Here is a 14,705-nt window from a genome sequence, read left to right on the forward strand (position 1 = left end):
TACCGCCCCTGCGGCGTTTGCCGCAGGGGCTTCTCATTGAGGCGAACCGCCTAAAATGATAATCACTGCAGCCAAATAAAGAGCTCTCCAAGCAAGAGGGCCGAGACACATGCGTCTGACAAACAGGGAGAGAGACATAGATGTCCGCTACCAAGAAACTTGCGGTCCTCGGGGCCGCGCTCGCGCTCGTCGCGACATCCGGCAGCGCTGCACTCGCCCAGAAGAAATACGACACCGGCGCGTCCGATACCGAGATCAAGATCGGCAACATCATGCCCTACAGCGGACCGGCCTCCGCCTATGGCGTGATCGGCCGCACCGAAGCCGCCTATTTCAAGAAGATCAACGACGAGGGCGGCATCAACGGCCGCAAGATCAATTTCGTCTCCTACGACGACGCGTACTCGCCGCCGAAGGCCGTGGAACAGGCCCGCAAGCTGGTCGAGAGCGACGAAGTGCTGCTGATCTTCAACTCGCTCGGCACGCCGTCGAACTCGGCGATCCAGAAATACATGAACTCCAAGAAAGTACCGCAGCTGTTCGTCGCCACCGGCGCCACCAAGTGGAACGACCCGAAGGATTTTCCCTGGACCATGGGCTGGCAGCCCAATTACCAGAGCGAGACGCAGATCTACGCCAAATACATCCTGAAGGAGCTGCCCAACGCCAAGATCGGCGTGCTCTACCAGAACGACGATTACGGCAAGGACTACCTGAAGGGCCTGAAGGACGGCCTCGGCGCCAAGGCCGCAAGCATGATCGTGCTGGAGGAAAGCTACGAGACGTCGGAGCCGACCATCGACAATCACATCGTCAAGCTGAAGGCGACCGGCGCCGACGTCTTCATCAACATCACAACGCCGAAATTCGCGGCGCAGGCGATCAAGAAGGTCGCCGAGATCGGCTGGAAGCCGCTGCACTTCCTCAACAACGTCTCGGCCTCGGTCGGCAGCGTGATCAAGCCGGCCGGCTTCGAGAACGCGCAGGACATCATCTCGGCGGCCTATCTGAAGGACGCTTCCGACAAGCAATGGGCCAACGACCCCGGCATGAAGGCGTTCCTCGACTTCATGACGAAGTACTTCCCCGAAGGCGACAAGACCGACGGCGGCACGATCGTCGGCTACGGCGTCGCACAGACGCTGGTCCAGGTGCTGAAGAACTGCGGCGACGACCTCACGCGCGCGAACGTCATGAAACAGGCCGCGAGCCTGAAGGACTTCCGCACCGAGGCGCTGCTGCCCGGCATCAAGATCAACACGTCGGCGACCGATTTCGCCCCGATCAGCCAGCTGCAGCTGATGAAGTTCAAGGGCGAGAAATGGGAACTGTTCGGCGAGGTCATCAGCGCCGACGTCGGCGGCTGATTTCCCGCCGCCCCTCGACCGGGAAAGGCCCCCCTGCGATACCGTCGCAGGGGGCTTTTTGTTGGCGCGTTTTCGGGCGAAGCGGGTACCGGTTCGCGCGAAGAAAACGCGTCGGAAACCGGAGTTTATAGCCATAGCCTGCTCGCAGGCCGGCCCGGGCAATGCCTGCTTACACTTTGCCCGGCAATACGCTAGGTAAACCGGCAAGAACCCCGACAAGAAACCGACGCCCTTGCGCGGCGGCAACAACAAGGAGATTTCGGGAAATGCCGATGCCGATCCGACACCGTGTCGCAACCGCCCTGCTCGGCCTCGCCGTCGCCGCCGCGACCGGCAATGCCGCATGGGCGCAGAAGAAATACGACACCGGTGCGAGCGACACCGAGATCAAGATCGGCAACACCATGCCCTATAGCGGCCCGGCCTCGGCCTATGGCGTGGTCGGCAAGGCGATGGCCGCGGTGTTCAAGAAGGTCAACGACGACGGCGGCATCAACGGGCGCAAGATTACTTTCGTCTCCTACGACGACGGCTACTCGCCGCCTAAGACCGTCGAGCAGACGCGCCGGCTGGTCGAGAGCGACGAGGTGCTGTTCCTGTTCGGCACGCTCGGCACCGCCTCCAACACCGCGATCCAGAAATATCTCAACGCCAAGAAGGTGCCGCAGCTGTTCGTCGCCACCGGCGCGACCAAGTGGAACGATCCGAAGGCCTTCCCCTGGACCATGGGCTGGCTGCCCAGCTATCAGAGCGAGTCGCGGATCTACGCGAAATATCTGCTCAAGGAAAAGCCCGGCACCAAGGTCGCGGTGCTCTACCAGAACGACGACATGGGCAAGGACTACCTCAAGGGGCTGGAAGACGGCTTCGCCAGCGACCCCGCGCGCGTCGTCGCCAAGGAGAGCTATGAAGTCGCCGAGCCGACGATCGATTCCCATGTGGTGCGGCTGAAATCCTCCAATCCCGACGTCATCGTCTTCTTCACCACGCCGAAATTCGCGGCGCAGGCGATCCGCAAGATCGGCGAGATCGGCTGGAAGCCCGTGACCATCATCTCGAACGTCTCGGCCTCCACCGCGACCGTGATGCGTCCGGCCGGCCTCGACAATGCGCAGGGCGTGATCTCGGCCGCCTACGCCAAGGACGCCAGCGATCCGCAATGGAAGGACGACGCCGGCATGAAGGCGTTCGACGACCTGCTCGCCAAATACATGCCCGACACCAACCGCGTCGATGCCTCGGCGATGACCGGCTACAACATGGCGACCACGATGGTCGAGGTGCTGCGCCGCTGCGGTGACGACCTCACCCGCGCCAATGTGATGAAGCAGGCGGCGAGCCTGAAGCAATTCGCGCAGGGCGGCCTGCTGCCCGGCGTGACGCTGTCGACCGGGCCTGCCGACTTCCAGCCGATCGAACAGCTCCAGCTGATGCAGTTCAAGGGCGAGCGCTGGCAATTGTTCGGCGACGTCATCAGCGGCGAAGTCGGCGGAAACTGACCGCGTTACATAAGGCACAACCATGACCGACCGTCGTCCTTTCCTGCGTTCGATCTTCGATGCCGCGGTGGCGGCTGCGCATCCCGATGTCGTGCTGGCGCCGCGGCTGCGGCCGGTGCCGAAGGGACGGGTGATCTGTCTCTGCGCAGGCAAGGGCGCAGCCGCGATGGCCGCGGCGGCCGAGCGGCACTATCTCGACGCGCTCGAGCTCCCGCCGGAGCGGCTGGTCGGCATCGCCACCACGCGCCATGGCTACGGCGTGCCGACCCGCCGCATCCGCGTGGTCGAGGCCGGCCATCCCGTGCCTGACGAAGCCGGGCTCAAAGCGGCGGACGACACGCTGCGGCTCGCCGCGACAGCGACCCCGGACGATTTCCTGCTGGTGCTGCTGACCGGCGGCGGTTCGGCGAACTGGATCGCGCCGGTCGAGGGCGTGAGCTTTGCCCAGAAGCAGCAGGTCAACCGCGCGCTGCTGCGCTCGGGCGCGCCGATCGGCGAGATGAATGTCGTGCGCAAGCACCTCTCGCGCATCAAGGGCGGCCGGCTGGCGCGCGCAGGCAGGAACGCCGCCGAGATCGTCACGCTCGCGATCTCCGACGTGCCGCATGACGACCCTTCCGCGATCGCGTCCGGCCCCACCGTGCCGGATCCGACGACGCTGGCGGATGCGCGCGCGCTGGTCGCCAGATACAATCTCTCCATCGACGACGCGGTCCGTCGCGCGCTCGACGATCCCGCGAACGAAAGCTGCAAGCCCGGCGATGCCGCCTTCGCGCGGGCGACATTCGAACTGCTGGCAAAGCCGAAGGCCTCGATCGACGCCGCGGTGAAGATGGCGCGCGCCTCCGGCTACGAGACCATCGACCTCGGCGCCGATCTCGAAGGCGAGGCGCGCGAGGTCGCCGCCGATCACGCGCGGCTTGCGCTGAAGGCGCGCAGCGAAGGCAAGCGGGTTGCGGTCCTCTCCGGCGGCGAGCTCACGGTCACCGTGCGTGGCCAGGGGCGCGGCGGACCGAACCAGGAATACGCGCTGGCGCTCGCCGGCCTGTTGCAGGACACCGCCGGCATCTCGGCCCTCGCCGGCGACACCGACGGCGCCGACGGCGGCGCCGGCAGCGCGACCGACCCGGCCGGCGCAGTGATCGACCAGGCGACATTCGCGAAGATGAAATCGATCGGCCTCGATCCGAAGGCCTATCTCGAGAACAACGATGCCACCGGCTTCTTCGCGCAGACCGGGGATTTGCTGCTGACCGGGCCGACACTGACGAATGTCAACGATGTGCGGGTGATCCTGGTGGATTGATCCACCTTCGTCATTCCGGGGCGCGCGTAAGCGCGAACCCGGAATCTAAAGCATGATCCGGAAAGGTGCGCAGCGGCTTTCCGAAAAGATCATGCTCAAACAAAGAGCTAAGGCGCGATGACGATTCATCCCGATCGCATCGCGCTTTAGAGATTGTCGCGCGAGATTCCGGGTTCGTCGCTACGCGACGCGCCGGAATGACAAGAGCGTCAAAACTCCTGCGCAAGCTTCGCCAGCATCTCCAGCAGCGCGGCGTGGTTAGCCGGACCGAGCACCTCGTTCAGCCGGGCCTCGTGCTTGGTGGCGACGAGCTTTTTCGCTCGCGCCAGCACGGCCTTGCCCTTGTCGGTCAGCACCAGGATGTGCGAGCGGCGGTCGTTGGTGGAGCGGATCCGCGCGCACAGATCGCGGCTTTCGAGATTGTCGAGCATGGCCACGAAGTTCGGCCTGAGGATGCCGAGCGTGGAGGCGATCTCGGTCTGGTTGCGGCCGGGGTTCTTCTCGACCAGGAGCAGGACCGAGAACTGCGCCGGCGTCAGTTGGAGCGAGGCCATGCAGCGCAGAAAGTTCTCGAACACCTTGAGCTGGGCCCGCTTCAACGAATAGCCGAGCAATCCGGACAGTTCGCCCAGTTGCAGCATGCTGTCGTCCCCGGCAGAGTCGGCCGGTTCCCTGCGCAGGGCGCGCGACGAACGGAGGGCATCGGTGGCGGTCTTGGAAACAGTCATCGCTCCAGGCTCGCAATCCCGGTACAAGAATCCCGCACGACACTCGGGGACCTTGAGATTATATCTAATAATTGTTATGGACTATATCAAATGTCGGCACCTTTCAACAGCCGATATCGGCCGACCTGACCGGCACGACCGGTTGAGGCGGTCCGACGCTTGAGGGGGAGCGTCCGGTCTTGAATACCACCATCATGCTGTTCCTGGTACAGGACGGCATCACCAATGGCGCGATCTACGCGCTGCTCGGCCTGGCGCTGGTGCTGGTGTTCGCCGTCACCCGCGTCATCCTCATTCCCCAGGGCGAATTCGTCACCTACGGCGCGCTGACCTATGCCATGCTGGCGACCGGCCAGGTGCCCGGCACCGCACGGCTTGCGGTCGCGATGGGCCTCGTCGCCTTCGCCCTCGACCTGTTCTTCGCCCGCAACGCGCTGCATGCGCGGCTGGTGATCCACTCGGTCGCGCTCAACATCGCCTTTCCCGTCGCGCTGCTCGGCCTGATTTACGCGCTGGTCGGTCCCGGCACGCCGATCGCCGTCAACATCGCGCTCGCGCTCCTGATCGTGGCGGCGATCGGCCTCTACCTCTACCGCATCGCGTTCCAGCCGCTGGCGCACACCTCGGTGCTGGTGCTGCTGATTGCGTCCGTCGGCGTCCACCTCGCGCTGCAGGGACTGGGCCTGCTGTTCTTCGGCGCCGAGGGCCTGCGCGCGCCTGCGCTGTCGAATGCCGCAGTAACCGCCGGCCCGCTGCGCTTCACCGGCCAAAGCCTTGCGGTCTACGGCCTGACGATCGGCTTCATCGTCGCCCTGTGGCTGTTCTTCGGCTACACCAAGACCGGCAAGGCGCTGCGCGCGACCGCCGTGAACCGGCTGGGGGCGCGGCTTGCCGGCATCCGCACCACGCTGTCCGGGCAGATCGCCTTCCTGCTGGCGTCTGTCATCGGCGCGCTGTCGGGCATCCTGATCGTGCCGATCACGACGCTCTACTATGACAGCGGCTTCCTGATCGGCCTGAAGGGCTTCGTCGCCGCGATCATCGGCGGGCTCGTCAGCTATCCCCTCACCGCCGTCGCGGCGCTGGTCGTCGGCATCGTCGAGGCGTTCTCGTCCTTCTATGCCAGCAATTTCAAGGAAGTCATCGTGTTCACGCTGATCCTCCCCGTGCTCGTGTTGCGCTCGCTCGCGGCGCCCGAGGTCGAAGAAGAGAAGGATTGAGCGCGATGACGCAGCGCCTTCCCCTCATCATCTTCGCGCTCGTGATGGCGGTGATTCCGCTTGTCCCGGGTATGCCGCCGTTCTGGATCGTGCTGCTCGACAATATCGGCCTCGCGGCGCTGGTCGCGATGGGTCTCGTGCTGCTCACCGGCGTCGGCGGCCTGACCTCGTTCGGGCAGGCGGCTTTCGTCGGCTTCGGCGCCTACACCACCGCGGTGCTGTCGACGGCCTACGGCCTGTCGCCCTGGCTGACGCTGCCGCTGTCGCTCGTGGTCAGCGGATCGCTCGCGGTGCTGCTCGGGCTGATCACCGTCCGCCTCTCCGGCCATTATCTGCCGCTCGGCACGCTCGCCTGGGGGCTCGGGCTGTTCTATCTCTTCAGCAAGCTGGAGTTCCTGGGGAGAAACGACGGCATCTCGTCGATCCCGCCGCTGTCGATCGGCACGTTCAAGATGCTGAGCCCGGATGCGATCTATTATGCGATCTGGGTCGCGGTGCTGCTGTCCGCGCTACTCACCATGAACCTCTTGGACTCCCGCACCGGGCGCGCGATCCGCGCGTTGCGGCGCGGCCATGTCGCCGCCGAAGCGTTCGGCGTGCAGACGCCGCGCGCCAAGCTGCTGGTGTTCATCCATGCCGCGGTGCTCGCCGGTCTTTCGGGGTGGCTCTACGCCCATCTCCAGCGCGCGGTGAACCCGACCCCGTTCGGCGCGCATATGGGCATCGAATATCTCTTCATCGCCGTGGTCGGCGGCGCCGGCTATGTCTGGGGCGGCGTCCTGGGCGCCGGCATCGTCGTGATCCTCAAGGAGGTGTTGCAGAGCTACCTGCCCTACATCTTCGGCGGCCAGAGCCAGGTCGAGACCATCGTGTTCGGCATCATGCTGGTGGCGCTGCTGCAGCTCGCACCTCAGGGTGTCTGGCCCTGGCTGATGTCGCGGCTGCCGTTCAAGCCCGCCCGCAAGACCCCGGACACGTCCGTGAACCTGGAGCACCGCGAACGGGCGCCAGGAACGTCTCCGATCCTTCTGCACATCGACAGGGCGCGGAAGCAGTTCGGCGGCGTGGTCGCGGTCAACAATGTCTCGTTCGACGTCCGGGCTCGTGAGATCGTGGCGCTGATCGGCCCGAACGGCGCCGGCAAGAGCACGACGTTCAACCTGATCACCGGCGTCCTGACCGCAACCAGCGGCAAGATCTCGGTGCTCGGCAAGAAGGTCGACAACGCGCCGCCGCAGGAGATCGTCAAGCTCGGCATCAGCAGGACCTTCCAGCACGTCAAGCTCGTCCCCGACATGACCGTGCTGGAAAACGTCGCGATCGGCGCGCATCTGCGCGGCCATTCCGGCCCCCTCTCCTCGATGCTGCGCCTCGACCGCGCCGACGAGGCCAAGCTGCTCGCGGAAGCCGCCCGCCAGATCGAGCGCGTCGGCCTCACCGAGCAGATGCACCAGTTCGCGGGCAGCCTTTCGCTCGGTCAGCAGCGCATCGTCGAGATCGCCCGCGCGCTCTGCGTCGATCCGATGCTGCTGCTGCTCGACGAGCCGGCCGCGGGCCTGCGCCACATGGAGAAGCAGCGCCTCGCGACGCTGCTGCGCGAGCTGCGCGACGGCGGCATGAGCGTGCTGCTGGTGGAGCACGACATGGGCTTCGTCATGAACCTCGCCGACCGCATCGTGGTGCTCGATTTCGGCACCAAGATCGCGGAGGGCACCCCCGCCACGATCAAGACCAATCCCGAAGTGATCAAGGCCTATCTCGGAGTGGCGGCATGAGCGCGCTGTTGTCTGTCACCGACGCGCATGTCGCCTATGGCAAGGTCGAGGCGGTGCGCTCGGTCTCGCTCGAGGTCGGGGCCAACGAGATCGTCACCATCGTCGGTGCCAACGGCGCCGGCAAGACCACGCTGCTTTCGGCCATCATGGGCATTCTGCCGCTGAAGGGTCGCACCAGCTTCGCCGGCGTCGACATGGCGCCCGGCTCGACATCGAGGACCGCGTCGCGATGGGGCTCGGCCTCGTCCCCGAGCACCGCGAATTGTTCGTGACCATGAATGTCGAGGACAATCTCGAGCTGGGCGCCTTCCGCATCGAGCGGAGCCGGGCGAAAGCCTCGATGGAGCGGGTCTACACGCTGTTCCCGCGGCTGAAGGAGCGGCGCAAGCAGCTTGCCGGCACGCTCTCCGGCGGCGAGCAGCAGATGCTCGCGATGGGCCGCGCGCTGATGGGCGAGCCAAAACTCCTGATGCTGGACGAGCCGAGCCTCGGCCTCGCTCCGATCATCGTCGCCGACATTTTCCGTATCGTCACCGAGCTGCGCGCCGCCGGCGTCTCCGTACTGCTGGTCGAGCAGAACGCGCAGGCCGCGCTGAAGATCGCGGACCAGGCCTATGTGATGGAGCTCGGCGAATTCGTTCTGTCAGGTACCGCCAAGGACATCGCCGCCAACAAGGGCGTCGCCGCGAGCTATCTCGGCTTCCAGCACGAAGGCGAGAGCGCGGTTTAGATTGCCCTTGTTGTACGTCGGTTGCCAGTGGTGATTGAGGTACTGCCGACGGCGATAGACCGTCACCCCACCCCGCTTCGCATCGCTACTCGCGCTGCGAAGCGACCCTCCCCCTCCAGGGGAGGGTAAGAGCCGTCCATCGACTTGCATTCGCGCGAAGATTGCGCTCCACTTCACCCTCCCCTGGAGGGGGAGGGTCGAGGGCACGCGGCGATGCGCAGCATCGCGGGTGCGATCGGGGTGGGGTGAAGCCGCGCAAATGGTCTCAGCATCGATCCTAAGAGCGGCTGCGAAGAAGCTGCGCGCCGACACGACGCCGCATGAACGAATCCTGTGGCGCGGGCTGAGAGAGCTGCCAACGGACGGAACGCATTTTCGAAGGCAAGCCGCGATCGGTCCCTATGTCGTCGACTTCTTTTGCCCGGCCAAGCGGATGATCATCGAGCTCGACGGTGGACACCACAACGACGATGACACTGCACTGCGCGATCGCGAGCGGCAGCAATGGCTGGAGAACGAGGGATATCGCGTCATCCGCTTCTGGAATTCGGAGATCACGGCTGACCTCAGTGCCGTGCTGGAGCGGATTTATGTCGAACTCTACGGCACTCGCGAGGCGGAAGCCGTGCCATTGAGGCACCACCGGCGGCGATAGACTTTCACCCTGCCCCGCTTCACATCGCTCCCGCGATGCGAAGCGACCCTCCCCCTCCAGGGGAGGGTAAGGAAAAAGCCGGCCCGCATCGGGACCGGCTTCTTCGTTTCACGGATGGTGAGCCAACTTACATCGCCGGGACGTATTTGCCGTCCTTGACCGTCAGCAGGATGCGCGAACGGTCGTCGAGGCCGTAGCGATCCTTTTCGGTCCAGTTGTAGACGCCCTGGGTCGCGACGATCTCCTTCTCGGAGATGAACGCCTTGCGGATCGCTTCGCGGAATTCCGGCGTGCCGGGTTTTGCCGTTTTCAGCGCCGCCGGGATCACGCGCTTGAGGATTTCGAACGCGTCGTAGGAGTGGCCGGCGAACTGGCTGCGGCTGTTCGGGCCATATTTGGCTTCATAGGCCGAGTTCAGCGCGAGGCCCGGCTTCTTGGTCAGCGCGGTGTCCGGCTGGGTTTCCGGCGACATGATCGGACCGGCCGACATGATGACGCCTTCCGCGGCCGCACCGGCGATGCGGATGAAGTCCATGCTGGCAGCACCATGGGTCTGGTAGATCAGGCCCTTGTAGCCGCGCTCGCGCAGCTCGGTCTGCGGCAGGGCGGCTGCGGTGCCGGACGCGCCGACCAGGATCGCGTCCGGATTGGCGGCGACCAGCTTCAGCACCTGTCCGGTTACCGAGGTGTCAGGACGGGCAAAGCGCTCCTCGTCGACGATGGTCATGCCCATCGGCACGGCCTGGGCCTTGAGGTCGTTGAACCAGAGGTCGCCGTAGGAATCGGAATAGCCGATGTAGCCGAGCGTCTTCACGCCCTTGGACTTCATGTGATCGTACAGCACCTTGCCCACGATCGGAATCGGCTGCGGCATCGCGACCGACCACTTCATGCGCTCGGGCGTGATCGGGAACGGCGCAAGACCGAAATGCGGGATCCCGGCCTCGTTGGCGACGTTGGAGACCGCGATGGTCGGCGGCGTCAGCGCCGAGCCCATGATAATGTCGGCCTTGGATTCGGTCACGAAGCGGCGGGCGTTGGTGGTCGCGGTGGTGGGATCGCCGCCGTCGTCGAGCACGATCACCTTCAGCGGCACGCCGCCGATCTCCTTCGGCACGAACTCGAGTGCATTGCGCTCGGGAATGCCGAGCGCGGCGGCAGGACCCGTAGTCGAGATCGAGATACCGATGGTGATTTCATTGGTCTGCGCCAGTGCGGGCGCGCCCGGCAGCGCGATGGCTGCTGCGAGCGCCGCGGCGAGAGTGGCCTTCCTCATTCATTCCTCCCTGCAGTTAAGTTTTTTGGGTTTAAACCGGTTTTGCGGGCCAATTCAGCCCCTTCTTTAGGTCATGAGGGGGTGCGAGTCAGCCCTTCATGAAGCGGTCAATAATCTCCTGCGGGAACGGTGCCGATTTCAGCTTGTCGGGGTTAACGGGGTCGCGGCCGACCAGGACGCGGGTCTCGAACCCCTCGATCGCCAGCGCCTCGCCCTTGTAGACGTTGTGCTTCACCTCGAAGCTCGAGCGCTTGATGCTCTCGATTTTGGTCTCGATGGTGATCCAGTCGCCATAGGTCGAGGGGATGTAGAACTTGGCTCGCGTGTCGACCATGGGAATGCCAACCAGGCCATACTTGCGGACCAGGTCCTGCTTGGAGAAACCGGCGACCTCGAACAGGGTCGAGGTCGAATCGTCGAACATGGCGAAATAGCGCGGGTAATAGACGATGTTGGCGGGGTCGCAATCGCCCCACTGGATCTGGACCTCGCGCCGGTTCACGAACATGGTTTATCCTTGATCGAGCATGAGCGATCCGGAAGCGCGCTTTATGCTCTTCCGGATCATGCTTCAGCGCGGCGCCATCCGGAGCGCGGCGTCGAGGCGCACCACTTCGCCGTTCAGGTAGGCGTTCTCGACCATGTGCAGCGCGAGCGCGGCGAACTCGTCGGCATTGCCGAGCCGGCGCGGGAACGGGATCGCCGCGGCGAGCGAGTCCTGGGCTTCCTGCGGCAGGTTGGCGAGCAGCGGCGTGAGGAACAGGCCGGGCGCAATGGTCAGCACGCGGACGCCGAACTGCGCGAGCTCGCGCGCGATCGGCAGCGTCATGCCGACGATGCCGCCCTTCGATGCCGAATAGGCCGACTGGCCGATCTGGCCGTCATAGGCGGCGACCGAGGCGGTGTTGATGATGACGCCGCGCTCGCCGGTCGCCTGCGGCTCGAGCTTGGACATCTCGGTCGCGGCGAGGCGCAGCATGTTGAAGGTGCCGATCAGGTTGACCTTGATCACCTTGTCGAAATCGGCGAGCGCCATCGGGCCGTCGCGGCCGACAACGCGCTTGGCAACGCCGATGCCGGCGCAATTGACCAGCACGCGGGCCGGGCCATGGGCCTTGGCGGCGGCAGCGACCGCGGCTTCGGCGGCCGCCGCATCGGCGACGTCGCAGACCACGGGAATGCCGCCGATCTCGGCCGCGACGCTCTCGGCGAGCTTGGCGTTGAGGTCGCAGACCGCGACCTTGGCGCCCTGCGCGGCGAGACGGCGCGCGGTCGCAGCGCCCAATCCCGATGCACCGCCGGTGACGATGGCGGCCTGGTCCTTCAACTGCATGGCTTTCTCCTGTTCGAGAACTAGACGAGTGTGATCACCGATGCCGGGGGCACCGGCGCATAAAGCGCTCCGATGATGTCCGTGCGATGCTCCAGCACCGCGCGCTGGTTGATCGAGCCCTTGTCGGTGACCTCGCCCTTGTCGATCGATAGCGGCGTGTCCATCAGGATCGCGCGCGTGATCCGTGTCGAGGAGCCGGTGGCGCCGGCCAGCACGCGCGCGAAGCGCTCGCGGAAGGCCGCCCGCACCAGCGGATCGTTGGCCGCGGCCGCGATGTCGCCAGAGGCGAGCTGCGGGTTGATCAGGCGGCAGCCGTCGAGATCGAGGATCACGATCGCAGCAAGCTCGTCGCGGTTGATGCCGGCGATGACGACGTCGCGCACCAGCGGCGCGCAGGCCGCAACGAAGCGCGCCCGCAGCGGGCCGACGCTGACCCAGGTGCCGCTGGCGAGCTTGAAGTCTTCGCCGATCCGCCCGTCGAAGTCGAAGCCGGCGTTGAGATCACCAGCGTCGGCGGGCTTCAGCGCGTCGCCGAACTTATAGAAGCCTTCCTCGTCGAACGATTTCGCCGTGATGTCGGGCTGGCGCCAGTAGCCGGGCATTACGTTCGGCCCCTTGCAGCGGACCTCCAGCTTGCCGTTGTTCGGAACCAGCTTGGCGTCATTGCCCGAGACCGGCAGGCCGACATGGCCGGAGCGGCTGGTGCGCGGATTGACCGACATGAAGAACGGTGCAGTCTCGGTGGCGCCAAGGCCCGTCAGCATCGGCACGCGGTAGCCCTTTTCCTTCACCGCGAGCTCGTCGAGGCTGTCCCAGACGAAGGGCGACAGCGCCGCGCCCGAGAAGAACATCGCGTGCAGCCGGTCGAAGAACTTTGCGCGCAGGCCCTGGTCGTCGCGCAAATACGGCAGCAGCGACTCGTAGCCCTTGGGCACGTTGAAATAGACTGTGGGCGAAATCTCCTGGAGATTGCGCACGGTCTCCTCGATGCCGCCGGGCATCGGCTTGCCGGCGTCCAGGTACATCGAGCCGCCGTTGTAGAGCGTCAGTCCGATATTGTGGTTGCCGCCGAAGGTATGGTTCCAGGGTAGCCAGTCGATGATGACGGGCGGCTCGTCCGTGAGGAAGGCGAGCGTCTCGCGCAGCATCACCTGGTTGGCGCAGATCATGCGCTGGGTGTTGATGACGGCCTTGGGGTTGCCGGTCGAGCCCGAGGTCAGCAGGAATTTTGCGATCGTGTCGGGGCCGATCGCCGCATGGGTCGCATCGAGGCGCGGGTCTTCCGGCGTCGCCAAGAGACCGGCGAGGCGCGTCACCTCACGGCCGGGCACGGTGCCGCGGCTTGCGGCGATCTCGACGTCGGATCCGACATTGGCACGCAGCGCGTCGGCGAACTTGTCGGCATCGTCGACAAAGATGAGGCCTGGCGTCAGAAGCTTGATGACGAAGCTGAGCTTGCCATAGTCGCGCGACACCAGCGAATAGGCCGGCGATACCGGGCAGAACGGAACGCCCGCATAGAACGCGCCGAAGGCGAGCAGGGCGTGGTCGATCGAATTGCCGGAGAGGATGACGACCGGCCGCTCCGCCGAGAGGCCGCGCGCGATCAAGGCGGAGGCGATGCGCCTGATAGCCTCGAGCAATTGCGCGTAGGTGATTTGCCGCCAGCCGCCACCGGCGGCACGCTCGGCCATGAACACGCGGTTCGGCTCGGCCTTCGCCCAGTGGTGCAGCCGATCGGTGATGCGAACCGGAAAATCAGCGAGGCTGAGCTTCGGTCGGAGATAGATGGTGCCGTCGTCGCGGCGCTCGACGGTGACGTCAGGATTGCCGAACGAGATCGGGCGCAGCGGATGCGCGCTCGCAGTGTTCCCAGACGGCGCGGCGCTCATGTCGGCTTCACCTTGGCGGTCTTGCGATCAAGAAACGCGCGGATGCGCTTCTTGGCCTCCTTGTCGCTCTGCGCGACGGTGGCCATCAGCGATTCCATCAAGAGACCCGTCTGCGGATTGGCCTCCGCGATCATCGGCAGCGCCTGGAGCACGGCGAAATTGGTCAGCGGCGCGTTGGAGGCGACGCGCTCGGCCAGCTCCAGCGCTTTCGGCAGCGCGCCGTCGGCCTCCGTCAGATATTGCGCGAAGCCGTAGGACGCGCCCTCGGTCGCGCTATAGACGCGTCCGGTCAGCATCATGTCCATCATCCGGGCGACGCCGATCAGCCGCGGCAGCCGCACCGAGCCGCCGCCGCCGACGAAGATGCCGCGTTGTCCCTCCGGCAGCGCGAAATAGGTCGAGGGCTCGGCGACGCGGATATGCGCCGCGCAGGCAAGCTCCAGCCCGCCGCCGATCACCGCACCCCGGAGCGCCGCGATCACGGGCACGCGGCTGTACTGGATGCGGTCGAACACCCGGTGCCACATCTGGGAATGGAGCAGGCCGCCGGTCGCGTCGTGCTCGGTCAGTTCGGAGAGATCGAGACCCGAGGAGAAATGGTCGCCGATGCCATGGATCACGACCGCGCCGACCGCATCCGGTATCGCGGAAAAGCAATCCCGCAGCGCCAGGATGATGCCGTCGTTCAGCGCATTGCGCTTGGCGGGACGGTTCAGCCCGACCGTCAGCACCGCCCCTCGCGTCTCGATCCTGAGCAGCGAGGCGTCTCCCCCGCCGGCAGCGTTTCCCATGGCGTTATTGTTTCCGGTTCAGAATAGTTATGTATTATAACGATTAGCGGGAGAGTCAATATGAGCGCGCACGGCTGGTGGCCGTCGACCCTTCGAGACGGCCGCTGCGCGGCCTCCTCAGGGTGACGGTGAT

General features: G+C 65.4%; 12 protein-coding genes and 1 pseudogene. 7 read left to right on the forward strand and 6 right to left on the reverse strand.

The features are described 5' to 3' along the window. Nucleotides 1-140 precede the first annotated feature (140 nt). The 3 genes from RX327_RS36945 to RX327_RS36955 all read left to right on the forward strand — a co-directional run bounded on the left by RX327_RS36945 (nucleotide 141) and on the right by RX327_RS36955 (nucleotide 4,172). Complete coding sequence (locus tag RX327_RS36945; protein WP_317248829.1) at nucleotides 141-1,367, forward strand: ABC transporter substrate-binding protein; 1,227 nt, start codon at nucleotides 141-143, stop codon at nucleotides 1,365-1,367. Nucleotides 1,368-1,633: 266 nt separating this feature from the next. Next, nucleotides 1,634-2,866 (forward strand): ABC transporter substrate-binding protein, encoded by a 1,233-nt coding sequence (locus RX327_RS36950; RefSeq protein WP_317248830.1) that lies wholly within the window; start codon nucleotides 1,634-1,636, stop codon nucleotides 2,864-2,866. Between the two features lie 22 nt (nucleotides 2,867-2,888). After that, nucleotides 2,889-4,172, forward strand: a complete 1,284-nt coding sequence (locus RX327_RS36955) for a glycerate kinase (protein ID WP_317248831.1) — start codon at nucleotides 2,889-2,891, stop codon at nucleotides 4,170-4,172. 209 nt (nucleotides 4,173-4,381) lie between these two features. Here RX327_RS36955 and RX327_RS36960 read toward each other — a convergent pair whose 3' ends face one another. Continuing rightward, complete coding sequence (locus tag RX327_RS36960; RefSeq protein WP_317248832.1) at nucleotides 4,382-4,900, reverse strand: MarR family winged helix-turn-helix transcriptional regulator; 519 nt, start codon at nucleotides 4,898-4,900, stop codon at nucleotides 4,382-4,384. A 179-nt stretch (nucleotides 4,901-5,079) separates the two neighbouring features. Between RX327_RS36960 and RX327_RS36965 the strand changes: the two genes are divergently transcribed. The 4 genes and pseudogenes from RX327_RS36965 (at nucleotide 5,080) to RX327_RS36980 (ending at nucleotide 9,280) form a co-directional block, all read left to right on the forward strand. Then, on the forward strand, nucleotides 5,080-6,120 hold the full coding sequence (locus RX327_RS36965) for a branched-chain amino acid ABC transporter permease (protein WP_317248833.1): 1,041 nt from the start codon (nucleotides 5,080-5,082) through the stop codon (nucleotides 6,118-6,120). Nucleotides 6,121-6,125: 5 nt separating this feature from the next. Next, complete coding sequence (locus RX327_RS36970; RefSeq protein ID WP_317248834.1) at nucleotides 6,126-7,895, forward strand: branched-chain amino acid ABC transporter ATP-binding protein/permease; 1,770 nt, start codon at nucleotides 6,126-6,128, stop codon at nucleotides 7,893-7,895. Beyond that, nucleotides 7,892-8,625, forward strand: a pseudogene (locus tag RX327_RS36975) (ABC transporter ATP-binding protein). Before RX327_RS36970 ends, RX327_RS36975 begins: the two are co-directional and overlap by 4 nt. Nucleotides 8,626-8,884: 259 nt before the next feature. Then, complete coding sequence (locus RX327_RS36980; protein ID WP_050382617.1) at nucleotides 8,885-9,280, forward strand: endonuclease domain-containing protein; 396 nt, start codon at nucleotides 8,885-8,887, stop codon at nucleotides 9,278-9,280. A 127-nt stretch (nucleotides 9,281-9,407) separates the two neighbouring features. Here RX327_RS36980 and RX327_RS36985 read toward each other — a convergent pair whose 3' ends face one another. The 5 genes from RX327_RS36985 to RX327_RS37005 all read right to left on the reverse strand — a co-directional run bounded on the left by RX327_RS36985 (nucleotide 9,408) and on the right by RX327_RS37005 (nucleotide 14,572). Continuing rightward, nucleotides 9,408-10,556 carry an ABC transporter substrate-binding protein gene (locus tag RX327_RS36985; RefSeq protein WP_317248835.1) on the reverse strand — a complete coding sequence of 383 codons (1,149 nt, stop codon included), beginning with the start codon at nucleotides 10,554-10,556 and terminating at the stop codon, nucleotides 9,408-9,410. An 88-nt stretch (nucleotides 10,557-10,644) separates the two neighbouring features. Continuing rightward, entirely contained in the window at nucleotides 10,645-11,064 is a 420-nt protein-coding gene (locus tag RX327_RS36990; RefSeq protein WP_317248836.1) for a thioesterase family protein, read from the reverse strand. Between the two features lie 63 nt (nucleotides 11,065-11,127). Continuing rightward, nucleotides 11,128-11,889, reverse strand: coding sequence for an SDR family NAD(P)-dependent oxidoreductase (locus tag RX327_RS36995; protein ID WP_317248837.1), 762 nt, complete (start codon nucleotides 11,887-11,889; stop codon nucleotides 11,128-11,130). Between the two features lie 20 nt (nucleotides 11,890-11,909). After that, the gene (locus tag RX327_RS37000) at nucleotides 11,910-13,781 is read right to left on the reverse strand and encodes a feruloyl-CoA synthase (protein WP_317248838.1); all 1,872 of its coding nucleotides are present in this window, start codon (nucleotides 13,779-13,781) and stop codon (nucleotides 11,910-11,912) included. Continuing rightward, on the reverse strand, nucleotides 13,778-14,572 hold the full coding sequence (locus RX327_RS37005; RefSeq protein ID WP_317248839.1) for a crotonase/enoyl-CoA hydratase family protein: 795 nt from the start codon (nucleotides 14,570-14,572) through the stop codon (nucleotides 13,778-13,780). The genes RX327_RS37000 and RX327_RS37005 overlap by 4 nt, the downstream gene beginning before the upstream one ends. Nucleotides 14,573-14,705 lie beyond the last annotated feature (133 nt).

Source organism: Bradyrhizobium sp. BEA-2-5 (assembly GCF_032918025.1).
In the GTDB taxonomy this organism is placed as follows: domain Bacteria; phylum Pseudomonadota; class Alphaproteobacteria; order Rhizobiales; family Xanthobacteraceae; genus Bradyrhizobium; species Bradyrhizobium pachyrhizi.

What these genes read in the sequence shown, in the direction of transcription:
- RX327_RS37000 (WP_317248838.1), bottom strand. Translation starts at nt 13,781, where the DNA reads ATGAGCGCCGCGCCGTCTGGGAACACTGCGAGCGCGCATCCGCTGCGC.
- RX327_RS36985 (WP_317248835.1), bottom strand. Translation starts at nt 10,556, where the DNA reads ATGAGGAAGGCCACTCTCGCCGCGGCGCTCGCAGCAGCCATCGCGCTG.
- RX327_RS36945 (WP_317248829.1), top strand. Translation starts at nt 141, where the DNA reads ATGTCCGCTACCAAGAAACTTGCGGTCCTCGGGGCCGCGCTCGCGCTC.
- RX327_RS36980 (WP_050382617.1), top strand. Translation starts at nt 8,885, where the DNA reads ATGGTCTCAGCATCGATCCTAAGAGCGGCTGCGAAGAAGCTGCGCGCC.
- RX327_RS36950 (WP_317248830.1), top strand. Translation starts at nt 1,634, where the DNA reads ATGCCGATGCCGATCCGACACCGTGTCGCAACCGCCCTGCTCGGCCTC.
- RX327_RS36995 (WP_317248837.1), bottom strand. Translation starts at nt 11,889, where the DNA reads ATGCAGTTGAAGGACCAGGCCGCCATCGTCACCGGCGGTGCATCGGGA.
- RX327_RS36960 (WP_317248832.1), bottom strand. Translation starts at nt 4,900, where the DNA reads ATGACTGTTTCCAAGACCGCCACCGATGCCCTCCGTTCGTCGCGCGCC.
- RX327_RS37005 (WP_317248839.1), bottom strand. Translation starts at nt 14,572, where the DNA reads ATGGGAAACGCTGCCGGCGGGGGAGACGCCTCGCTGCTCAGGATCGAG.
- RX327_RS36990 (WP_317248836.1), bottom strand. Translation starts at nt 11,064, where the DNA reads ATGTTCGTGAACCGGCGCGAGGTCCAGATCCAGTGGGGCGATTGCGAC.
- RX327_RS36955 (WP_317248831.1), top strand. Translation starts at nt 2,889, where the DNA reads ATGACCGACCGTCGTCCTTTCCTGCGTTCGATCTTCGATGCCGCGGTG.
- RX327_RS36970 (WP_317248834.1), top strand. Translation starts at nt 6,126, where the DNA reads ATGACGCAGCGCCTTCCCCTCATCATCTTCGCGCTCGTGATGGCGGTG.